This window comes from Acidovorax sp. GW101-3H11 (assembly GCF_001633105.1).
Taxonomy (GTDB): Bacteria; Pseudomonadota; Gammaproteobacteria; order Burkholderiales; family Burkholderiaceae_C; genus Acidovorax.
This window is the reverse complement of the sequence record NZ_LUKZ01000027.1, coordinates 1-14924: the sequence shown is the minus strand read 5'-3', so window position 1 is coordinate 14924 and position 14924 is coordinate 1. Positions and strand designations below refer to the sequence as shown.

Here is a 14924-nt window from a genome sequence, read left to right as displayed (position 1 = left end):
CTCCATGAAGAAAGCCCGCATCAGCGGGCTTTCTTCGCGGGGCATCCAGGGCATTTGGTGTTGCCACCTGCGCCCAGGGCGGCCTGGGGCTTACTTTTGCTTGACCAGCGCTTCCACGACCTGCAGCACGTTCTGCATGTTGCCTGCCATGGTGCCGTCCGTGTAGAACTTGCCAGCCACGCCCATGGAGGGCACGCCTTCCACGCCATACGCGTCCTGCAGCTGCGAGGCGCGGCGGACCTGGTTGGACACGGTGAACGATGCGTAGACTTCCTTGAACTTGGCGGCGTCCACACCCTGCTGGGCCACCCAGGCAAAAATCTCGTCGTCCTTGGCCAGTTTGGCCTTCTCCACATGAATGGCGCGGAACACCTTGGCGTGCAGGGCTTCGAGCTTGCCCATACCTTCCAGGGTGTAGAACAGCTTTTGCTGGGGCACGAAGCTGGCATTGAAGGCCACGGGCACGCGGCGGATGAAAAGATCCTTGGGCGCTGCCTTGACCCAGGCGTCCAGCGTGGGTTCGAACACATTGCAGTGGGGGCAGCTGTACCAGAAGAACTCGATCACATCGACCTTGCCGGCGGGTGCATCGGGCGCCACGGGCTTGTCCAGCCGCTTGTAGTCCTTGCCCTCCTTGAACTGGCGGGCCTGGGCCAGCGCAGGGGTGGCGACGGGCAGCGTCAGGGCGGAAGCGGCGACTGCCGAGGCAGCGGACAAAGAAAACTCACGGCGTTTCATGGCAAAGACTCTCCTAGTTCAGGTCTGGGGGATGGGAGCCATGCCCCCGCAAAAAGTTCAGCGCCCGAAGTCTGACGCATCAGCGCTGCACGCGCACCAGCGCCGACTCCAGCCCGGCGCCGTCGAGCTTCTCCTTGAGCTGCTCGGCATCGTCGCGCTTGGTGAACGGGCCCACACGCACGCGAAACACCGCCCGGCCATTTTGTTCGCGCTCGCTCACGCGGGCTTCCCAGCCCATCATGGCCAGTTTGGCGCGCTGGGCGTCGGCATCGGCCTGGGTGCGGAAGGCACCGGCCTGCACAAAGTAGTCGAACGGGTCCACATTGCCCTTGGCGGCGGCCTTGGCCACGGCCAGGTCGCCCAGCGGGTCGGCACCCGGCTTGGTTTCGGCCTTGGCGGCCTCGGGCTTGCTGGCGGCGGGCTTGGGGGCCGACGCAGCAGCCCGCACCTCGGGCGCGGGCGATGCGGGCGTGGTGGCCGAAGCGGGCGCAGACGCCGCAGCCGCCACGGCGGGTGTGGCAGGCCGTGCCGGGTTCTTGCCGTACAGCGGCGAGTTCGGGTCCCAGTTCTTGTTCTTCTGCGACTCGGCGGCATCCATGTCCGCTGTGCGCCCGCCGCCCTTGTTCAGGAAAGGCACCGGCACCTTGGTCACATACACGGCCACCGCCAGCGCAGCGCCCAGGCCCACGATGACACCGACGATAAAGCCGATGATGGTCCCGCCCGTCTGTTGCTTTTTCATATTGGTAGTAACTGCTTACATTCTGGCTGGAGCCGACACGCCCAGCACGGCCAGGCCATTGTGCAATACCTGCGCGGTGGCAGCGACGAGCGCCAGGCGCGCCTTTTTCACGGCCTCGTCGTCCACCAGGATGCGCTCGGCATCGTAGTAGCTGTGGTAGCTGGCGGCCAGGTCACGCAGGTAGAAGGTCACATCGTGCGGGGCCTCGCCGTCGGCGGCTGCGGTCAGCATCTCGGGGTATTTGGCCAGTTGCAGCATCAGCGCCTGGGCCTGCGGGCCTTCCAGGGCCGACAGGTCCACGTCCTTGAGCGCAGCCACATCCGCACCGCCCGCCTCCTGCACAGACTCTTGCCAGGCCCGCAGCACCGACTGGATGCGCGCATGGGCGTACTGCACGTAGTACACCGGGTTGTCGTTGTTCTGGGCCACGGCCAGGTCCACATCAAAGGTGTACTCGGTGTCGGGCTTGCGGCTCAAGAGGAAGAAGCGCACCGCGTCCTTGCTGGTCCACTCGATCAGGTCGCGCAGCGTGACGTAGCTGCCCGCGCGCTTGCTGATCTTGACCTCTTCGCCCCCCTTGACCACACGCACCATGGTGTGCAGCACGTAATCGGGGTAGCCCTGCGGAATACCCACATCGGCCGCCTGTAGCCCGGCGCGCACGCGGGCGATGGTGCCGTGGTGGTCCGTGCCCTGGATGTTGACGACCTTGGTAAAGCCGCGCTCCCACTTGGCGATGTGGTACGCCACGTCGGGCACGAAGTAGGTGAAGCTGCCGTCCTGCTTGCGCATCACGCGGTCCTTGTCGTCGCCGTAGTCCGTGCTCTTGAGCCACAGCGCGCCGTCCTGTTCATAGGTCTTGCCGTTGGCCACGAGCTTGTTCACCGTGGCCTCGACACGGCCGCTGGTGTACAGGCTGGACTCCAGGTAGTACTCGTCGAACTGGAGGTTGAAGGCCTGCAGGTCCTTGTCCTGCTCGTTGCGCAGGTAGGCCACCGCAAACTGGCGGATGTTGTCGTAATCCTGAACATCGCCATTGGCCGTGAACTCGCGGTCGTCGGCCTTCACGGTCGCCTTGGCCTTGAAGGCCTCGGCAATGTCGGCGATGTAGTCGCCGTTGTAGAAATTCTTGGCCAGCGGGTTGTCGCTGTCGGTGGGCCAGCAGTCGTCGCCGGGCTTGAAGCCCTTGGCGCGCAGCTGCGTGCTCTTGGTCAACGTGTCGATCTGCACGCCCGCGTCGTTGTAGTAGAACTCGCGGTGCACCTTCCAGCCCTGGGTGCTGAACAGGTTACAGATGGCATCGCCCAGCGCGGCCTGGCGGCCGTGGCCCACGTGGAGCGGGCCCGTGGGGTTGGCCGAGACGAATTCGACCAGCACCTGCTGGCCGTTGCTGGCTTGGTAGCCAAAGCGCTCGCCCGCAGCCAGCACCTCGCGCACCACTTCTTGTTTGGCGGCAGGTTGGAGGCGGATGTTCAGAAAACCCGGTCCCGCAATTTCAATGGCGGACACCCAGCGCTGGAAAGCGGGCGTGGCTTCGAGTGCGGTTTTGAGCTGTTCACCCAGAGCGCGCGGATTGAGCTTGAGCGGCTTGGCCAGCTGCATGGCCGCCGTGCAGGCAAAGTCGCCATGCGCGGCCACCTTGGGGGATTCGAAGGCCGCCTTGGCGCCAGCGCCGGGGGAGAGGATGTCCAGCTCGGCCGCAAGCGCGGCCAGCAGATCGTGTTTGACAGAAAGCATCGGGGGATTTTACGGGCCGGGCCGCACCCGGCCCGGCGGGCAGGTGCAAGGCGCTCTTGCCCAGCACCCAGCCTCTTGCCGCGCGCGGCCTGGACGCAACAGATTGTCAGGAATTCTTTCCACCCGTATCCGCGAGTCAGCCGCGCACGCTTCCGGTACGTTGTAATCGGGCAATCCGACGCAGGTTGCGTCTGATGCCACCTACCAACGGAGCCCCCATGAAGAAGCTTCTCACCCTGTCTGCCCTGAGCCTGGTCCTTTCGTTCGGCGCTGCGCACGCTGCCGACACCCCCGCCAAAGCGGCCGCCCCCGCGCCTGCGGCAGCGGCCTCTGCCGCACCGGCGGCAGAACCCACCAAGCAGCAGTCCAAGATGGGCACCTGCAACAAGGAGGCGGGCGAGATGAAGGGCGACGAGCGCAAGGCCTTCATGAAAACCTGCCTGAGCAACAAGCCCGCCACGCAGCAAGACAAGATGAAGACCTGCAACGCCGACGCCAAGGCAAAGACCCTCAAGGGCGACGAGCGCAAGGCCTTCATGAGCGAATGCCTGAAGAAGTAAAGCCGCCACACACCTTGCGCCCTGCCACCGGGGTGCAAAAGTAAAGAAGCCCGCAGACCACCGGCCTGCGGGCTTTTTATTTGCGTAGTGCCCGTGCTTACCAGCCGCGCGCCCAGAACACCGCGATCACCGCCACCACGGGCAGCACATGCGACTGGATCATCACCAGGCGGCGCACCTTGGCCACCTCGTGCGCGGGCGGCAAAGCCCCCGTGCTGTGCAGGTTCTGGCGCCAGCGGCGGAACGCGGCCGAGGGCACAAACGACAGCAGGACCATGGCCAACACGATGGTGATCTTGATGTGGAACAAGGGCTGCGACAGGTACCACGAGGCCCCCTTCACCCCCCAGATCACCCGCGCCAGGCCGCTGCCGATCATCACCGCCCCCGCCACGCCATAAATCACATCCAGCCGGGCCAGGCGCTCAACCACGGCGGCGTTGAGCCATTCGATGCGGCACAGCGCCGCCTGGCTCGACAAGAAGACCACAAAGGTCAGGATGGCCAGAAGGTGCAGGGCGGCCAGAACGGCTTCGAGGGTCATGGTCAGTTTCCTTGGGGCTTGGTTGCGCGCCGTGACTCCGACAGGCAATCAGGGAAGATCAGTCGCCATTGTCCATGGTGCCCCAAGGCGCCCCTGCCAAAAGGAAAACGGCGCAGGCCGTGGGGCCTGCGCCGCGTCGGGCGAAATTGAGGCCAACCGGCAGATCAGGCCACCGTGCGGGCCACCGCGCCCACCGGCATGTCGGCAGGCACCACCGGGGCAGCGGCAGCCGTCACAGCAGCGGGCAGCGGGTGGCCGTTGAGTGCAGCGTCCAGACGCTCATGGTCCAGCGCGTTTTCCCAGCGCGACACCACCACCGTGGCCACGGCGTTGCCGATGAAGTTGGTCAGCGAGCGGCATTCGCTCATGAAACGGTCCACACCCAGGATCAGCGCCATGCCCGCCACCGGCACCTCAGGCACCACGGCCAGGGTGGCGGCCAGGGTGATGAAGCCCGCGCCCGTCACACCCGCTGCGCCCTTGGACGACAGCATGGCCACCAGCAGCAGCGCCACCTGGTGGCCCAGCGTCAGCTCGGTGTTCGTGGCCTGGGCGATGAACAGCGCGGCCAGTGTCATGTAGATGTTGGTGCCGTCCAGGTTGAAGGAGTAGCCCGTGGGCACCACGAGGCCGACCACCGACTTGCTGCAACCGGCCTTTTCCATCTTTTCCATCAGCGACGGCAGGGCGGATTCAGACGAAGACGTGCCCAGCACCAGCATCAGCTCGGCCTTGAGGTAGCGGCACAGCTTGAACACCGAGAAGCCACACAGGCGCGCCACAAAGCCCAGGATCACCACCACAAACAGCAGCGAGGTGATGTAGAACGAGCCCACCAGCCACGCCAGGTTGACCAGCGAGCCCAGGCCAAACTTGCCAATGGTGAACGCCATGGCGCCAAACGCCCCCAGGGGCGCGGCCTTCATCACGATGCCCACCACCTTGAACACGGGCGTCGTCAGCGCGTCCAGAAAGTTCAGCACCGGGCGGCCTGCGTCACCCACCATGGCCAGGCCCACGCCGAACAGCACGGCCACCAGCAGCACCTGCAGGATGTTGTCGCCCACAAACGGGCTGACCAGCGTCTTGGGGATGATGTCGAGCGCAAAGCCCGTGAGCGTCATCTCGTGCGACTTGGCCACATAGCCTTTGACGGCCGATTGGTCCAGGTCGGCCACATTGATGTTCATGCCCGCGCCGGGCTGCACCACGTTGGCCACCACCAGGCCCACCACCAGGGCCAGCGTGGAGAAGAACAGGAAGTACGCCATGGCCTTGCCAAACACGCGGCCCACGGTGCTGAGCTGCGACATGCCCGCAATGCCGGTCACGATGGTCAGGAAGATCACCGGGGCGATGATCATCTTCACCAGCTTGATGAACGCGTCGCCCAGCGGCTTGAGCGCCTCGCCATAGGACGGCTCAAAATGGCCCAGCAGCACACCCAGGACGATGGCGAGCACCACCTGGAAATACAGTTGGCGGTAAAACGGCAGCCGCACAGGGTGCGCGGTGGGGGCAGAAATGGCGTGCATGGGGATGTCTCCTGAAATCACGGGGCTGCACCAGCGGGGTGCAGCCGGTGCGCGTTAAGGGTGCCGTTTGTACCGCTGCACTTTGTTTCAGCCGATAACCTATTGGTATTAGTCGTCCAGCGCCCCAGAGGAGAGCATCTGCGCACCATCAGGGTAATTACCTAGCGCCGGGAGCCCCCAAGACCGGGTGCGGCACACTCCCCACCTGCACCAGACTGGCCTCAGAACTCCGTTTTTTCCATGCCCACGCCCCGCCTTCGCCAGTTCTGGACCCTGCTCATCCTGCTTGCAGGCACAGCGGCCAGCATGTTCGTGGCCGGGCAATGGGCCTGGCAGCGGTCGCTGCACGACGAAAGCCAGAGCGTGCAGCGCCAGCTGGCCCTGTACGGGCAGACGCTGGCCCAGCGCATTGACCGCTACCGCACCCTGCCCGAGGTGCTGGCGCTGGACGCGCAACTGCAAAGTGCACTGCAGCGCCCCCTGAGCCCCACAGAGGTCGCCCAGCTCAACCACAAGCTGGAGCAGGCCAACGGCGCCAGCCAGTCGTCCACCCTCACCCTGCTCAACCGCGACGGCCTGGCCATTGCGGCCAGCAACTGGCGCACAACCACCAGCAACGTGGGTGTGGACTACAGCTTTCGCCCCTACGTGCAGCAGGCGCTGGCCCAGGGGCGGGGCAGCTTCTACGGCATTGGCGTGACCACGGGCGAGCCGGGCTACTTCCTGTCGCAGGCCATCCGCGACGACAGCGGGCACATCCTTGGGCTGGTGGCCATCAAGATCGCGCTGCAGGAGCTGGAGCGCGAGTGGCTGCAGACGCCCGACATCGTGCTGGCGTCAGATGCACACGGTGTGGTGTTCCTCGCCAGCCAGGATGCCTGGCGCTACCGCCTGCTGGAGCCACTGGACGACGAAGAGCGCCGCGAGCTGAACGCCACGCGGCAATACTCCGACCAGCCCCTGCGCCCGCTCGACGTCCGTGTGGACGACCGCCTGGACAACGGTGGCCGCCTGGTGCGCGTGCAGCCCTCGCCCGACATGCCCACCCTGCCCGGCCGCATGCTGTGGCACACCCAGCCGCTGCCCGGCACGCCCTGGCAACTGCACTTGGTGCACGAAACCCACAGCAGCGTGGCCGACAGCCGCTGGGCCGCTGCCGCAGGCGGGGGCGGCTGGCTGGCATTGGCGCTGCTGGTGCTGTTTGTGCGCCAGCGCCAGCGCCTGGCCCGCCTGCGCCAGCGCAGCCGCCAGGAGCTGGAAACCGTGCTGCAGCAACACGCGCAAGAGCTGCGCACCGCGCAAGACGGCATCGTGCAGGCCGCCCAGCAAGCCGACATGGGCCTCTCCCGCAGCCTGGAACATTTACCCCAGGGCGTGGTCATCATCGACGCCGACCTGAAGCTGGTGGCCTGGAACTCGCGCTACGTGGAGCTGTTCCGCTACCCTGCCGACCTGATGCAGGTGGGCCGCCCCATTGAAGACCTGATGCGCCACAACGCGCGCCGGGGCCTGCTGGGCCCGGGCCCGGTGGAAGACGCCATTGAACGCCGCCTGGCCCACCTGCGCAGCGGCACGCCCCACCTGCACGAAAGCGCCAAAGGCGACGGCACGGTGCTGGAGATCCGGGGTAACCCGCTGCCCGAGGGCGGTTTTGTGACCAGCTACGCCGACATCACCAGCTACAAGAACGCTGCACGCGAGCTGCGGTCCCTCGCCGACGCGCTGGAGCAACGCGTGGCCGACCGCACCCGCGACCTGGACGCCGCACGGCGCGAAGCCGAGCAGGCCAACCGCTCCAAAACCCGCTTTGTGGCCGCCGCCGTGCACGACCTGCTGCAGCCCCTGAACGCCGCGCGCATGTTCACCTCGCTGCTGCGCAGCCATCTGCCGGGCGACGCCGAGCGGCACGCGGTGGACAGCATCGACGGCGCCCTGGCCGCTCAGGACGCCATCCTCAACAGCCTGCTCGACATCTCGCGCATGGAATCGGGCCAGTTCGACGTGCACATCCATGACGTGGCGCTGGGCCCGCTCTTGCAAGTGCTGGGCCACAACTTTGGCGTGCTGGCCGAGAGCCAAGGTTTAAAACTGCGCTGCGTGCCGACGCACGCCGTGGTGCGCACCGACGAAAACCTGCTGCGCCGCATCCTGCAGAACTTTGTTTCCAACGCCATCCGCTACAGCCGCCACGGGCGCATCGTGGTGGGCTGCAGACGGGTGAAGCGGGTGGCGGGCGACCACCTGCGCATCGAAGTGCACGACCAGGGCCCCGGCATCCCCGAGGCGCTGCAGCGCGAGATTTTTGAAGAATTCCGCCGCCTGGACGAAGGCCGCGCCGACGACCGGAGCGCAGGCCTGGGCCTGGCCATCGTCGAACGCCTGGGCCGCCTGCTGGGCCACGAAATTGGCCTGCGCTCGCAACTGGGGCGCGGCAGCGTGTTCTGGGTGTGTGTGCCGCTGGGCAACCCGGCCGCCGCGCAGCAGGCTGCGCCCCCCGCCACGACGCTACAGCCCAGCGACGATGCCCCGCTGCAAGGCAGCATCGCCTGGGTGATCGAGGACGACGGCCCCACCTGCGCCGCCACCCGGGCTCTGCTGGAGCGCTGGGGTTGCCAGGTGCCCCTGGCGGGCGGCGCCCCGGAGGCCCTGGCGCATGCCCAGCCCGGCCAGGCGCCGCAGCTGGTGCTGCTGGACGTGCACCTGGGCGCCAGCCACCATGGCCCCGATGTGTACCTCCAGCTGTGCGAGCGCTGGGGCCAGACCCCGGCCGTGATCCTGGTCACGGCCGAGCGCGACGCCACGCTGCGCCGCCAGGCGGCCGAACGCGGCTGGGGCTTTCTGGCCAAGCCGATGCGCGCCCCGGCGCTGCGCGCCTTGATGAGCCAGACGCTGCTGCGGCTGGGGGAAAGCAACAGGAGATAGACCTCTCACGGTGGGTACTTGGGAAACACCAGGACAGCCCCCGCAGCCGCCCTGGTTCTCATAAAGTACCGCGTCAGCACCTACACACCGAAGCGGAGGACGGAACGATGAGCGAAGCAACTCTGTATGCGATGGATGCCCCACGTGTCAAAAGCGCAGATGCGGCGGCAGACTTTGTGGAGAAATGGCAGGACAGCACCAAGGCGCCGACCGCGCGCATCGCAGCCTTTTTTGAGCGCTTGTTGCAAACCTGGCCAACAGACGGCCCGGGGAGCACTATTTGGTACGAAGGCTTTGACCACAACCCACCCGCAGGACAGGTGCTAGCGATGGCGTTCGCGCTGCGCGAGTTCGACATCGAGCGGCTGCAGCAGCTGCGTGCGATGGCCCAGGCCCATGGCGTGCACATCTTCGACCCGGAAGGCCATGTGCTGTACCTTGCCAATGGCAGCGAAGCCCGTGCGCTGGCGCTGACCACCCCGAAGCCGGGCGCACCCAACCAATGCCCATCTGGCGTGCGCTTTGATGGCGTGTACGAGAGCAAGCGGRAAAAAGGCTGGAGCTACCTGTGCTTCACCGCCGATGGAAAAATATTCTGGCAAAGCATCGCAGGCCGCTTCCAGGCCCGCGCGGTGATGGAGAGCTTTGCCACGGGCGACTCCTTCATCGTCAAAGGCACTTACAAGCCGGGCGAGAAAGCGTTCAGTGCACGGCTGAAGGCCGCGTTCGGCGCGTTCAAGATGGACGGTGTTTTGAAGGAAGATGGCCTGCACGTCCATTCGGAGCGCACGAACGGACGCTACCCGTTCGACTCGGTCTACACATTCCTTCCGCTGTAGCACACCACCGATTCGGATCTGCACCACGCGCCTGGCGCATACACGCCCGGCCGCTCACGCGGTGGACTCTGTCTCCAGGCTTTTCACCAGCACCGCCGCCTGCGTGCGGCTGTAGCACGCGAGCTTTTTCAGAATGGCGGTGACATGCACCTTCACCGTGTTCTCGGCCAAGCCCAGCGTGGCCGCGATCTGTTTGTTGAGCAGGCCATCGGCCAGACACAGCAGCACGCGGAACTGCTGGGGCGTGAGCTGTGCGAGCCGCGCGGCCAACTCGGCGTCGGTCTCGGAGCGCTCGGCCGCCATGGGCGGGAACCAGCTGCCGCCGTCCAGCACGGCCTGGATGGCGTCGCCCATGGCGTCGGCAGGCGCGGACTTTGGGATGAAGCCTGCCGCGCCAAACTGCTGGGCGCGGCGGATGACGCGCGGGTGGTCGTTGGACGAGATGATCACCACGGGCAGCTCGGGGTATTCGCCGCGCACATGCAGCAGGGCCGAGAAGCCGCGTGTGCCGGGCATGCTCAGGTCCAGCAGCACCAGCTCGACCTCGGGGTGGTCCTGCAGCGCCTGGCCCAGCGTGGCGGCGCTGGCGGCCTCCAGCGTGCGGAACTGGGGCAGGCGCTCGCGCAGCACATGCAGCACGGCGGCGCGGAACAGCGGGTGGTCGTCGGCGACGAGGAGCGTGGGCGCGGTGGACATGGAGTTGTGCAGTCTGCCACGGGGGCCATCAGCCCGCCTGGGGGCCTTTCCAGAACGCGGGTTGTGCGTACTGGTGCTTCAAGTGCTCGATCCACAGCCGCACGCGCAGCGGCAGGTGTTTGCGCTGGGGGAAGACCACGTAGATGCCGTTGGGCGGCGCGGCAAAGTCCTCCAGCACCGCGACCAGGCGGCCTGCGGCGATCTCGGCCTCGACCTCCCAGGTGCTGCGCCAGGCAATGCCCCAGCCGCCCAGGCACCAGTCGTGCAGCACCTGACCATCGGAGCAGTCGAGCGGGCCGCCGGGCTTGAGGTGCATGACCTCGGTGGAGCCATCCGCATGCGGCACCCGGAACGCCCAGCCGCGCGTCTGCGATGCATCGCTGGAGAGCGTGAGGCAATCGTGCTGCACCAGCTCGGCCGGGGCGCGCGGGGTGCCGCGCCGGGCCAGGTATTCGGGCGTGGCCACACACAGGCGGCGGTTGTCGGCGATGCGCACGCTCACCAGCGACGAGTCGGGCAGGTCGCCCACGCGCACCGCGCAGTCAAAGCCTTCGCCCGCCAGGTCCACCACGCGGTCGCTGAGGTTGAGGGAGATGGTCACGTCGGGGTGTGCCGAGCGAAAACGCGGCACCAGCGGCGCCACGTGGCGGCGGCCAAAACCGGCGGGCGCGGTGATGCGCAAATGGCCCGTGGCCTTGACGCCGCCTTCGGACACGCTGGCCTCGGCATTGGCCACGTCGGACAGCAGGCGCTGGCAGTCTTCCAGAAACGCGCTGCCCTCGTGCGTGAGGCTGATGCGCCGCGTGGTGCGCACCAGCAGCTTCACGCCCAAGTGTTCTTCCAGCGCATCCAGCCGCCGCCCCATGATGGCCGGTGCCACGCCCTCGGCCTTGGCCGCTGCCGTGAGGCTGCCGCGCGTGGCCACCGATACAAAGGATTCGAAGGCCTTGAGTTTGTCCATGGGCGGTGATTATGGAGACATCCACGCGGTGGCCTGCACCCGGCCGCTGCAGCGTGGCGGCGCCCGGTGGCGGAGAAACTTGAAGCAAAAACAGGCCCTTGCGCGCGACCACATTGCCTCAATAGCTATTATTATTATAGCAATCAGATCAGACGGGACTTGAGGAACCCCACGGTGCCATAGCGTTTGACTTCGGAGTACAGGTCGCGCGTGAGGCCCTGCACCATGGCCGCGTAGGCATCGGCCAGGTCGGGCGCGATGGTGAAGTGGTCGTAGTTCACGATCACGCCCACGCGCTCGCCCTGTGCGGCGATCGGGGCGAGCAGGCGGCGCACCTCCTGCTCGATGGCGTCGATGGTGCTGGCCGTGTTGATCTGCAGGCCCGAGAAGTCGATGTGCAGCAGCTGGCGCGCGGCGTCCAGCTCGAAGCGCTGCACCAGCGGGCGGTTGAGCAACTGCTCGCGCAGGCCCAGCGGGCCGGGCTCGAACAGGCGCATGTCCATGGTCTGCAGGCCGGGGCTGATGCGCGGCGTGAAGGCCATGTGGGCCAGCACGTCGCGCTGCAGGTCGATGCCGGGGGCCAGCTCGATCAGCTCCAGCGCACCGCCGCCATCAGGCTCGCCCGAAGGCACCAGGCGGAACACGCAGCGCTCCGTCACATACAGCACGCGCTGGCCGCGCCGCAGCGCCTCGGCGCCGCTGAAGGTGCGGTGCTCGACCTCGCGCACCAGCTTGCGCGCGCCGCCCTCGTGCAGGATGTGCAGGTGGCCGTCCACCGCCTCCACCTGCAGGTCCCCTGCCGTGAAGGTGCCGACAAACACCACGGTCTTGGCGTTCTGGCTGATGTTGATGAAGCCGCCCGCCCCCGCCAGGCGCGGCCCGAACTTGCTCACGTTGAGGTTGCCGTGCTGGTCGGCCTGCGCCAGGCCCAGGATCGCGATGTCGAGGCCGCCGCCGTCGTAGAAGTCGAACTGGTTGGGCTGGTCGATGATGGCCTGCGGGTTCACGGCCGCGCCAAAGTTCAGGCCGCCTGCGGGGATGCCGCCGATCACGCCGGGCTCGGCCGTGAGCGTGACCAGGTCGATGATGCGCTCTTCGGCCGCCACGTTGGCCACGCCCTCGGGCATGCCGATGCCCAGGTTGACGACCTGGTGCGGGCGCAGCTCCAGCGCCGCGCGGCGGGCAATGATCTTGCGCTCGGTGAGCGGCATCGCCTCCAGCGTGTCCATGGGCACGCGCAGCTCGCCCGCAAACGCAGCGCTGTAGGGCTCGGCAAAGGTCTGGTGGTGGTGCGCGGGCTCGGTGGCCAGCACCACGGCGTCCACCAGCACGCCAGGCACCTTCACCTGCCGGGGGTTGAGCGTGCCGCGCTCTGCGATGCGCTCGACCTGCGCGATGACCACGCCGCCCGAGTTGCGCGCGGCCATGGCGATGGCCAGCGCTTCGAGCGTGAGCGCCTCGCGCTCCATGGTGAGGTTGCCGTCCGCATCGGCTGTGGTCGCGCGGATGATGCCCACGTGGATCGGGAAAGCCTTGTAGAACAGGTAGTCCTGCCCGTCGATGGGCAGGATGCGCACCAGGTCTTCGGTGGTGCGCGCATTGAGCTTGCCGCCGCCGTGGCGCGGGTCTACGAAGGTGTCGAGGCCCACGCGCGTGAGCGTGCCGGGCTTGCCCGCAGCGATGTCACGGAACAAGTGGGTGATCACGCCCTGCGGCAGGTTCCAGGCCTCGATCTGGTTGTCCACCGCCAGCTTCTGGATGCGGGGCACCAGGCTCCAGTGCCCGCCGATCACGCGTTTGAGCAGGCCCGCATGGCCCAGGTGGTTGAGGCCCCGCTGCTTGCCGTCGCCCTGGCCTGCGGCGTAGACCAGCGTGAGGTCGCGTGGGGTTTGTGTGGACTCCCAGCGCTGGGCCAGTGCCACGGCGATGCTCTCGGCAAAACCGATGCCCACAAAGCCGCCGGTGGCCACGGTATCGCCGTCGTGGATGAGCTGCACCGCGTCGGCGGCGCTGACGATCTTGTTCTTGTAGGCAGCGTTCAGCGCGCTGGTGGCCAGGGGTGCCTGCATGGGTTGTCTCCCGATGGTTGTTGTGCGCGCAGCGTAGTGGCTAATGGGCGCCAGCACCACTACGGGCGACTACGGATGAGCCTAGGGATGTCCTGCATAACTCCCTGCGGTCCGTGATAGCGCGGTCTCGGGCGGCCCGCTGCGTTGCTTTTCTTGCCAATAGCCGCGCTATTGGCTGCAAAAAGTCGCCTTGCGGCCCATCCCGATCCGCACTACCACTGACTCGCGAGGGTTATGCAGGACATCCCTAGGGATGTCCTGAACAACTCGAATTCGTGAGTGCTACAAGGCCGCAGTTTTCAGATCGCGCAGAGACCGCCCTTTTTGCCTGCTGGTGGGCCTTGCTTTTGGGTTGCCCCGAGGCCCTTCTTGCCGCCTTCGCGGCCATTTGCCTNGGATGTCCTGAACAACTCGAATTCGTGAGTGCTACAAGGCCGCAGTTTTCAGATCGCGCAGAGACCGCCCTTTTTGCCTGCTGGTGGGCCTTGCTTTTGGGTTGCCCCGAGGCCCTTCTTGCCGCCTTCGCGGCCATTTGCCTGTCTTCAGGCGCACTCATCCCTGCGCCGCCAGCAATTGGTAGCGCACCATCCACAGGTTGGACAGCGCAAACAGCGTCTTGAGCTGCAGCGTGTTCTTCTTCAAACCCCGGTAGCGCACCTTGGTATATCCAAACTGACGCTTGATCACCCTAAAGGGGTGCTCCACTTTAGCTCGGATGCTCGCCTTGATCTTTTCCACTTGGTCTATGAGCGCATCAACGGGGTTGTTCTCTTTGTCCAGCTCTTTGCGCTTGCCCGGGCGCATCGCTATGTGCCATGTCACGCCCTCTTTGGCATCCGGGCGCTTGTGCACGCCTTGATAGCCCGCGTCTCCAAACCCGTCTTTCTCCTCACCGTGCAGCAAGCTGTTGCCTTCTACAACGTCCGCCACGTTGCCCGAGGTGCCGATGACGGTGTGCACCAATCCCGAGTCCGCATCCACCCCGATGTGGGCCTTCATGCCAAAGTGCCACTCGTTGCCCTTTTGGCTCGAATGCATCTCTGGATCGCGCTTTCTGTCCTTGTTCTTGGTGGAGCTGGGCGCTGCGATCAACGTCGCGTCCACCGCTGTCCCGGCCTTGAGCAGTAAGCCCTGGGCTGCCAGCAGGTCGTTGACGGTGGCCAGAATCTGATCAGCCAGCTTGTGTTTCTCCAGCCGATGGCGAAACCTCAGGATGGTGCTCTCATCGGGCACGCGCCCATGGGCATCAAGGCCTGCAAACTCGCGGTAGATCGGCGTGTCAAAGAAGGCTTCTTCCATGCCCTGGTCGGACAGATCAAACCATTGCTGCATGCAATGGATGCGCACCATGGTCTCCAGGGCAAAGGGTGGACGTCCGTTCTTGCCTTCAGGGTAGTACGGGGCAATGAGCTCGACCAATGCCGCCCAGGGAACCACCAATTCCATCTGGGCCAGTAGCTCTTGCTTGCGGGTCTTCTTGGTGCTCAGGTTCAGCTCAAGGCTGCTTTGCTTCATGGCTTGCGAGGATGCCATGACTGATCTGCATCTATCAGACTGCTCGCGAGGTTTTGCAGGATTTCC

At 66.1% G+C, this 14924-nt stretch carries 12 protein-coding genes; 3 read left to right on the top strand and 9 right to left on the bottom strand.

The features are described from left to right. Window positions 1-90: 90 nt before the first annotated feature. The 3 genes from A1D30_RS19070 to argS all read right to left on the bottom strand — a co-directional run bounded on the left by A1D30_RS19070 (window position 91) and on the right by argS (window position 3217). Complete coding sequence (locus tag A1D30_RS19070; RefSeq protein ID WP_063462313.1) at window positions 91-738, bottom strand: thiol:disulfide interchange protein DsbA/DsbL; 648 nt, start codon at window positions 736-738, stop codon at window positions 91-93. A 79-nt stretch (window positions 739-817) separates the two neighbouring features. Next, complete coding sequence (locus tag A1D30_RS19065) at window positions 818-1480, bottom strand: SPOR domain-containing protein (RefSeq protein WP_063462312.1); 663 nt, start codon at window positions 1478-1480, stop codon at window positions 818-820. Between the two features lie 15 nt (window positions 1481-1495). Further along, window positions 1496-3217: an arginine--tRNA ligase gene (gene argS / locus A1D30_RS19060; RefSeq protein ID WP_063462311.1), complete on the bottom strand. Its 1722-nt coding sequence runs from the start codon at window positions 3215-3217 to the stop codon at window positions 1496-1498. Window positions 3218-3435: 218 nt separating this feature from the next. Between argS and A1D30_RS19055 the strand changes: the two genes are divergently transcribed. Next, a complete protein-coding gene (locus tag A1D30_RS19055; protein WP_063462310.1) occupies window positions 3436-3777 on the top strand; it encodes a PsiF family protein in 342 nt (113 codons plus the stop codon). A 97-nt stretch (window positions 3778-3874) separates the two neighbouring features. On the opposite strand, the gene A1D30_RS19050 is transcribed toward A1D30_RS19055, so the two are convergent. Together A1D30_RS19050 and A1D30_RS19045 are read right to left on the bottom strand one after the other, a co-directional pair. After that, a complete protein-coding gene (locus A1D30_RS19050; RefSeq protein ID WP_063462309.1) occupies window positions 3875-4321 on the bottom strand; it encodes a DUF2214 family protein in 447 nt (148 codons plus the stop codon). A gap of 164 nt (window positions 4322-4485) precedes the next feature. Then, window positions 4486-5856 (bottom strand): dicarboxylate/amino acid:cation symporter, encoded by a 1371-nt coding sequence (locus tag A1D30_RS19045; protein ID WP_063462308.1) that lies wholly within the window; start codon window positions 5854-5856, stop codon window positions 4486-4488. 240 nt (window positions 5857-6096) lie between these two features. Here A1D30_RS19045 and A1D30_RS19040 point away from each other — a divergent pair, with 240 nt between their 5' ends. Both A1D30_RS19040 and A1D30_RS19035 read left to right on the top strand, forming a co-directional pair. Then, the gene (locus A1D30_RS19040; protein WP_063462307.1) at window positions 6097-8778 is read left to right on the top strand and encodes a hybrid sensor histidine kinase/response regulator; all 2682 of its coding nucleotides are present in this window, start codon (window positions 6097-6099) and stop codon (window positions 8776-8778) included. 107 nt (window positions 8779-8885) lie between these two features. Then, window positions 8886-9617 carry a hypothetical protein gene (locus A1D30_RS19035; RefSeq protein WP_131798493.1) on the top strand — a complete coding sequence of 244 codons (732 nt, stop codon included), beginning with the start codon at window positions 8886-8888 and terminating at the stop codon, window positions 9615-9617. Window positions 9618-9671: 54 nt separating this feature from the next. Here A1D30_RS19035 and A1D30_RS19030 read toward each other — a convergent pair whose 3' ends face one another. From A1D30_RS19030 to A1D30_RS19015, 4 genes are all read right to left on the bottom strand, one after another. Continuing rightward, on the bottom strand, window positions 9672-10313 hold the full coding sequence (locus A1D30_RS19030) for a response regulator transcription factor (RefSeq protein WP_063462305.1): 642 nt from the start codon (window positions 10311-10313) through the stop codon (window positions 9672-9674). 28 nt (window positions 10314-10341) lie between these two features. Beyond that, entirely contained in the window at window positions 10342-11274 is a 933-nt protein-coding gene (locus A1D30_RS19025) for a LysR family transcriptional regulator (RefSeq protein WP_063462304.1), read from the bottom strand. Window positions 11275-11417: 143 nt separating this feature from the next. Continuing rightward, window positions 11418-13343: an acyl CoA:acetate/3-ketoacid CoA transferase gene (locus A1D30_RS19020; protein WP_063462303.1), complete on the bottom strand. Its 1926-nt coding sequence runs from the start codon at window positions 13341-13343 to the stop codon at window positions 11418-11420. 552 nt (window positions 13344-13895) lie between these two features. Beyond that, window positions 13896-14858 carry an IS5 family transposase gene (locus tag A1D30_RS19015; protein WP_063462445.1) on the bottom strand — a complete coding sequence of 321 codons (963 nt, stop codon included), beginning with the start codon at window positions 14856-14858 and terminating at the stop codon, window positions 13896-13898. Window positions 14859-14924 lie beyond the last annotated feature (66 nt).

Excerpts from the sequence above, each read along its gene's own strand:
- A1D30_RS19070 (WP_063462313.1), bottom strand. The coding sequence starts at position 738 with ATGAAACGCCGTGAGTTTTCTTTGTCCGCTGCCTCGGCAGTCGCCGCT.
- A1D30_RS19065 (WP_063462312.1), bottom strand. The coding sequence starts at position 1,480 with ATGAAAAAGCAACAGACGGGCGGGACCATCATCGGCTTTATCGTCGGT.
- argS (WP_063462311.1), bottom strand. The coding sequence starts at position 3,217 with ATGCTTTCTGTCAAACACGATCTGCTGGCCGCGCTTGCGGCCGAGCTG.
- A1D30_RS19055 (WP_063462310.1), top strand. The coding sequence starts at position 3,436 with ATGAAGAAGCTTCTCACCCTGTCTGCCCTGAGCCTGGTCCTTTCGTTC.
- A1D30_RS19050 (WP_063462309.1), bottom strand. The coding sequence starts at position 4,321 with ATGACCCTCGAAGCCGTTCTGGCCGCCCTGCACCTTCTGGCCATCCTG.
- A1D30_RS19045 (WP_063462308.1), bottom strand. The coding sequence starts at position 5,856 with ATGCACGCCATTTCTGCCCCCACCGCGCACCCTGTGCGGCTGCCGTTT.
- A1D30_RS19040 (WP_063462307.1), top strand. The coding sequence starts at position 6,097 with ATGCCCACGCCCCGCCTTCGCCAGTTCTGGACCCTGCTCATCCTGCTT.
- A1D30_RS19030 (WP_063462305.1), bottom strand. The coding sequence starts at position 10,313 with ATGTCCACCGCGCCCACGCTCCTCGTCGCCGACGACCACCCGCTGTTC.
- A1D30_RS19025 (WP_063462304.1), bottom strand. The coding sequence starts at position 11,274 with ATGGACAAACTCAAGGCCTTCGAATCCTTTGTATCGGTGGCCACGCGC.
- A1D30_RS19020 (WP_063462303.1), bottom strand. The coding sequence starts at position 13,343 with ATGCAGGCACCCCTGGCCACCAGCGCGCTGAACGCTGCCTACAAGAAC.
- A1D30_RS19015 (WP_063462445.1), bottom strand. The coding sequence starts at position 14,858 with ATGAAGCAAAGCAGCCTTGAGCTGAACCTGAGCACCAAGAAGACCCGC.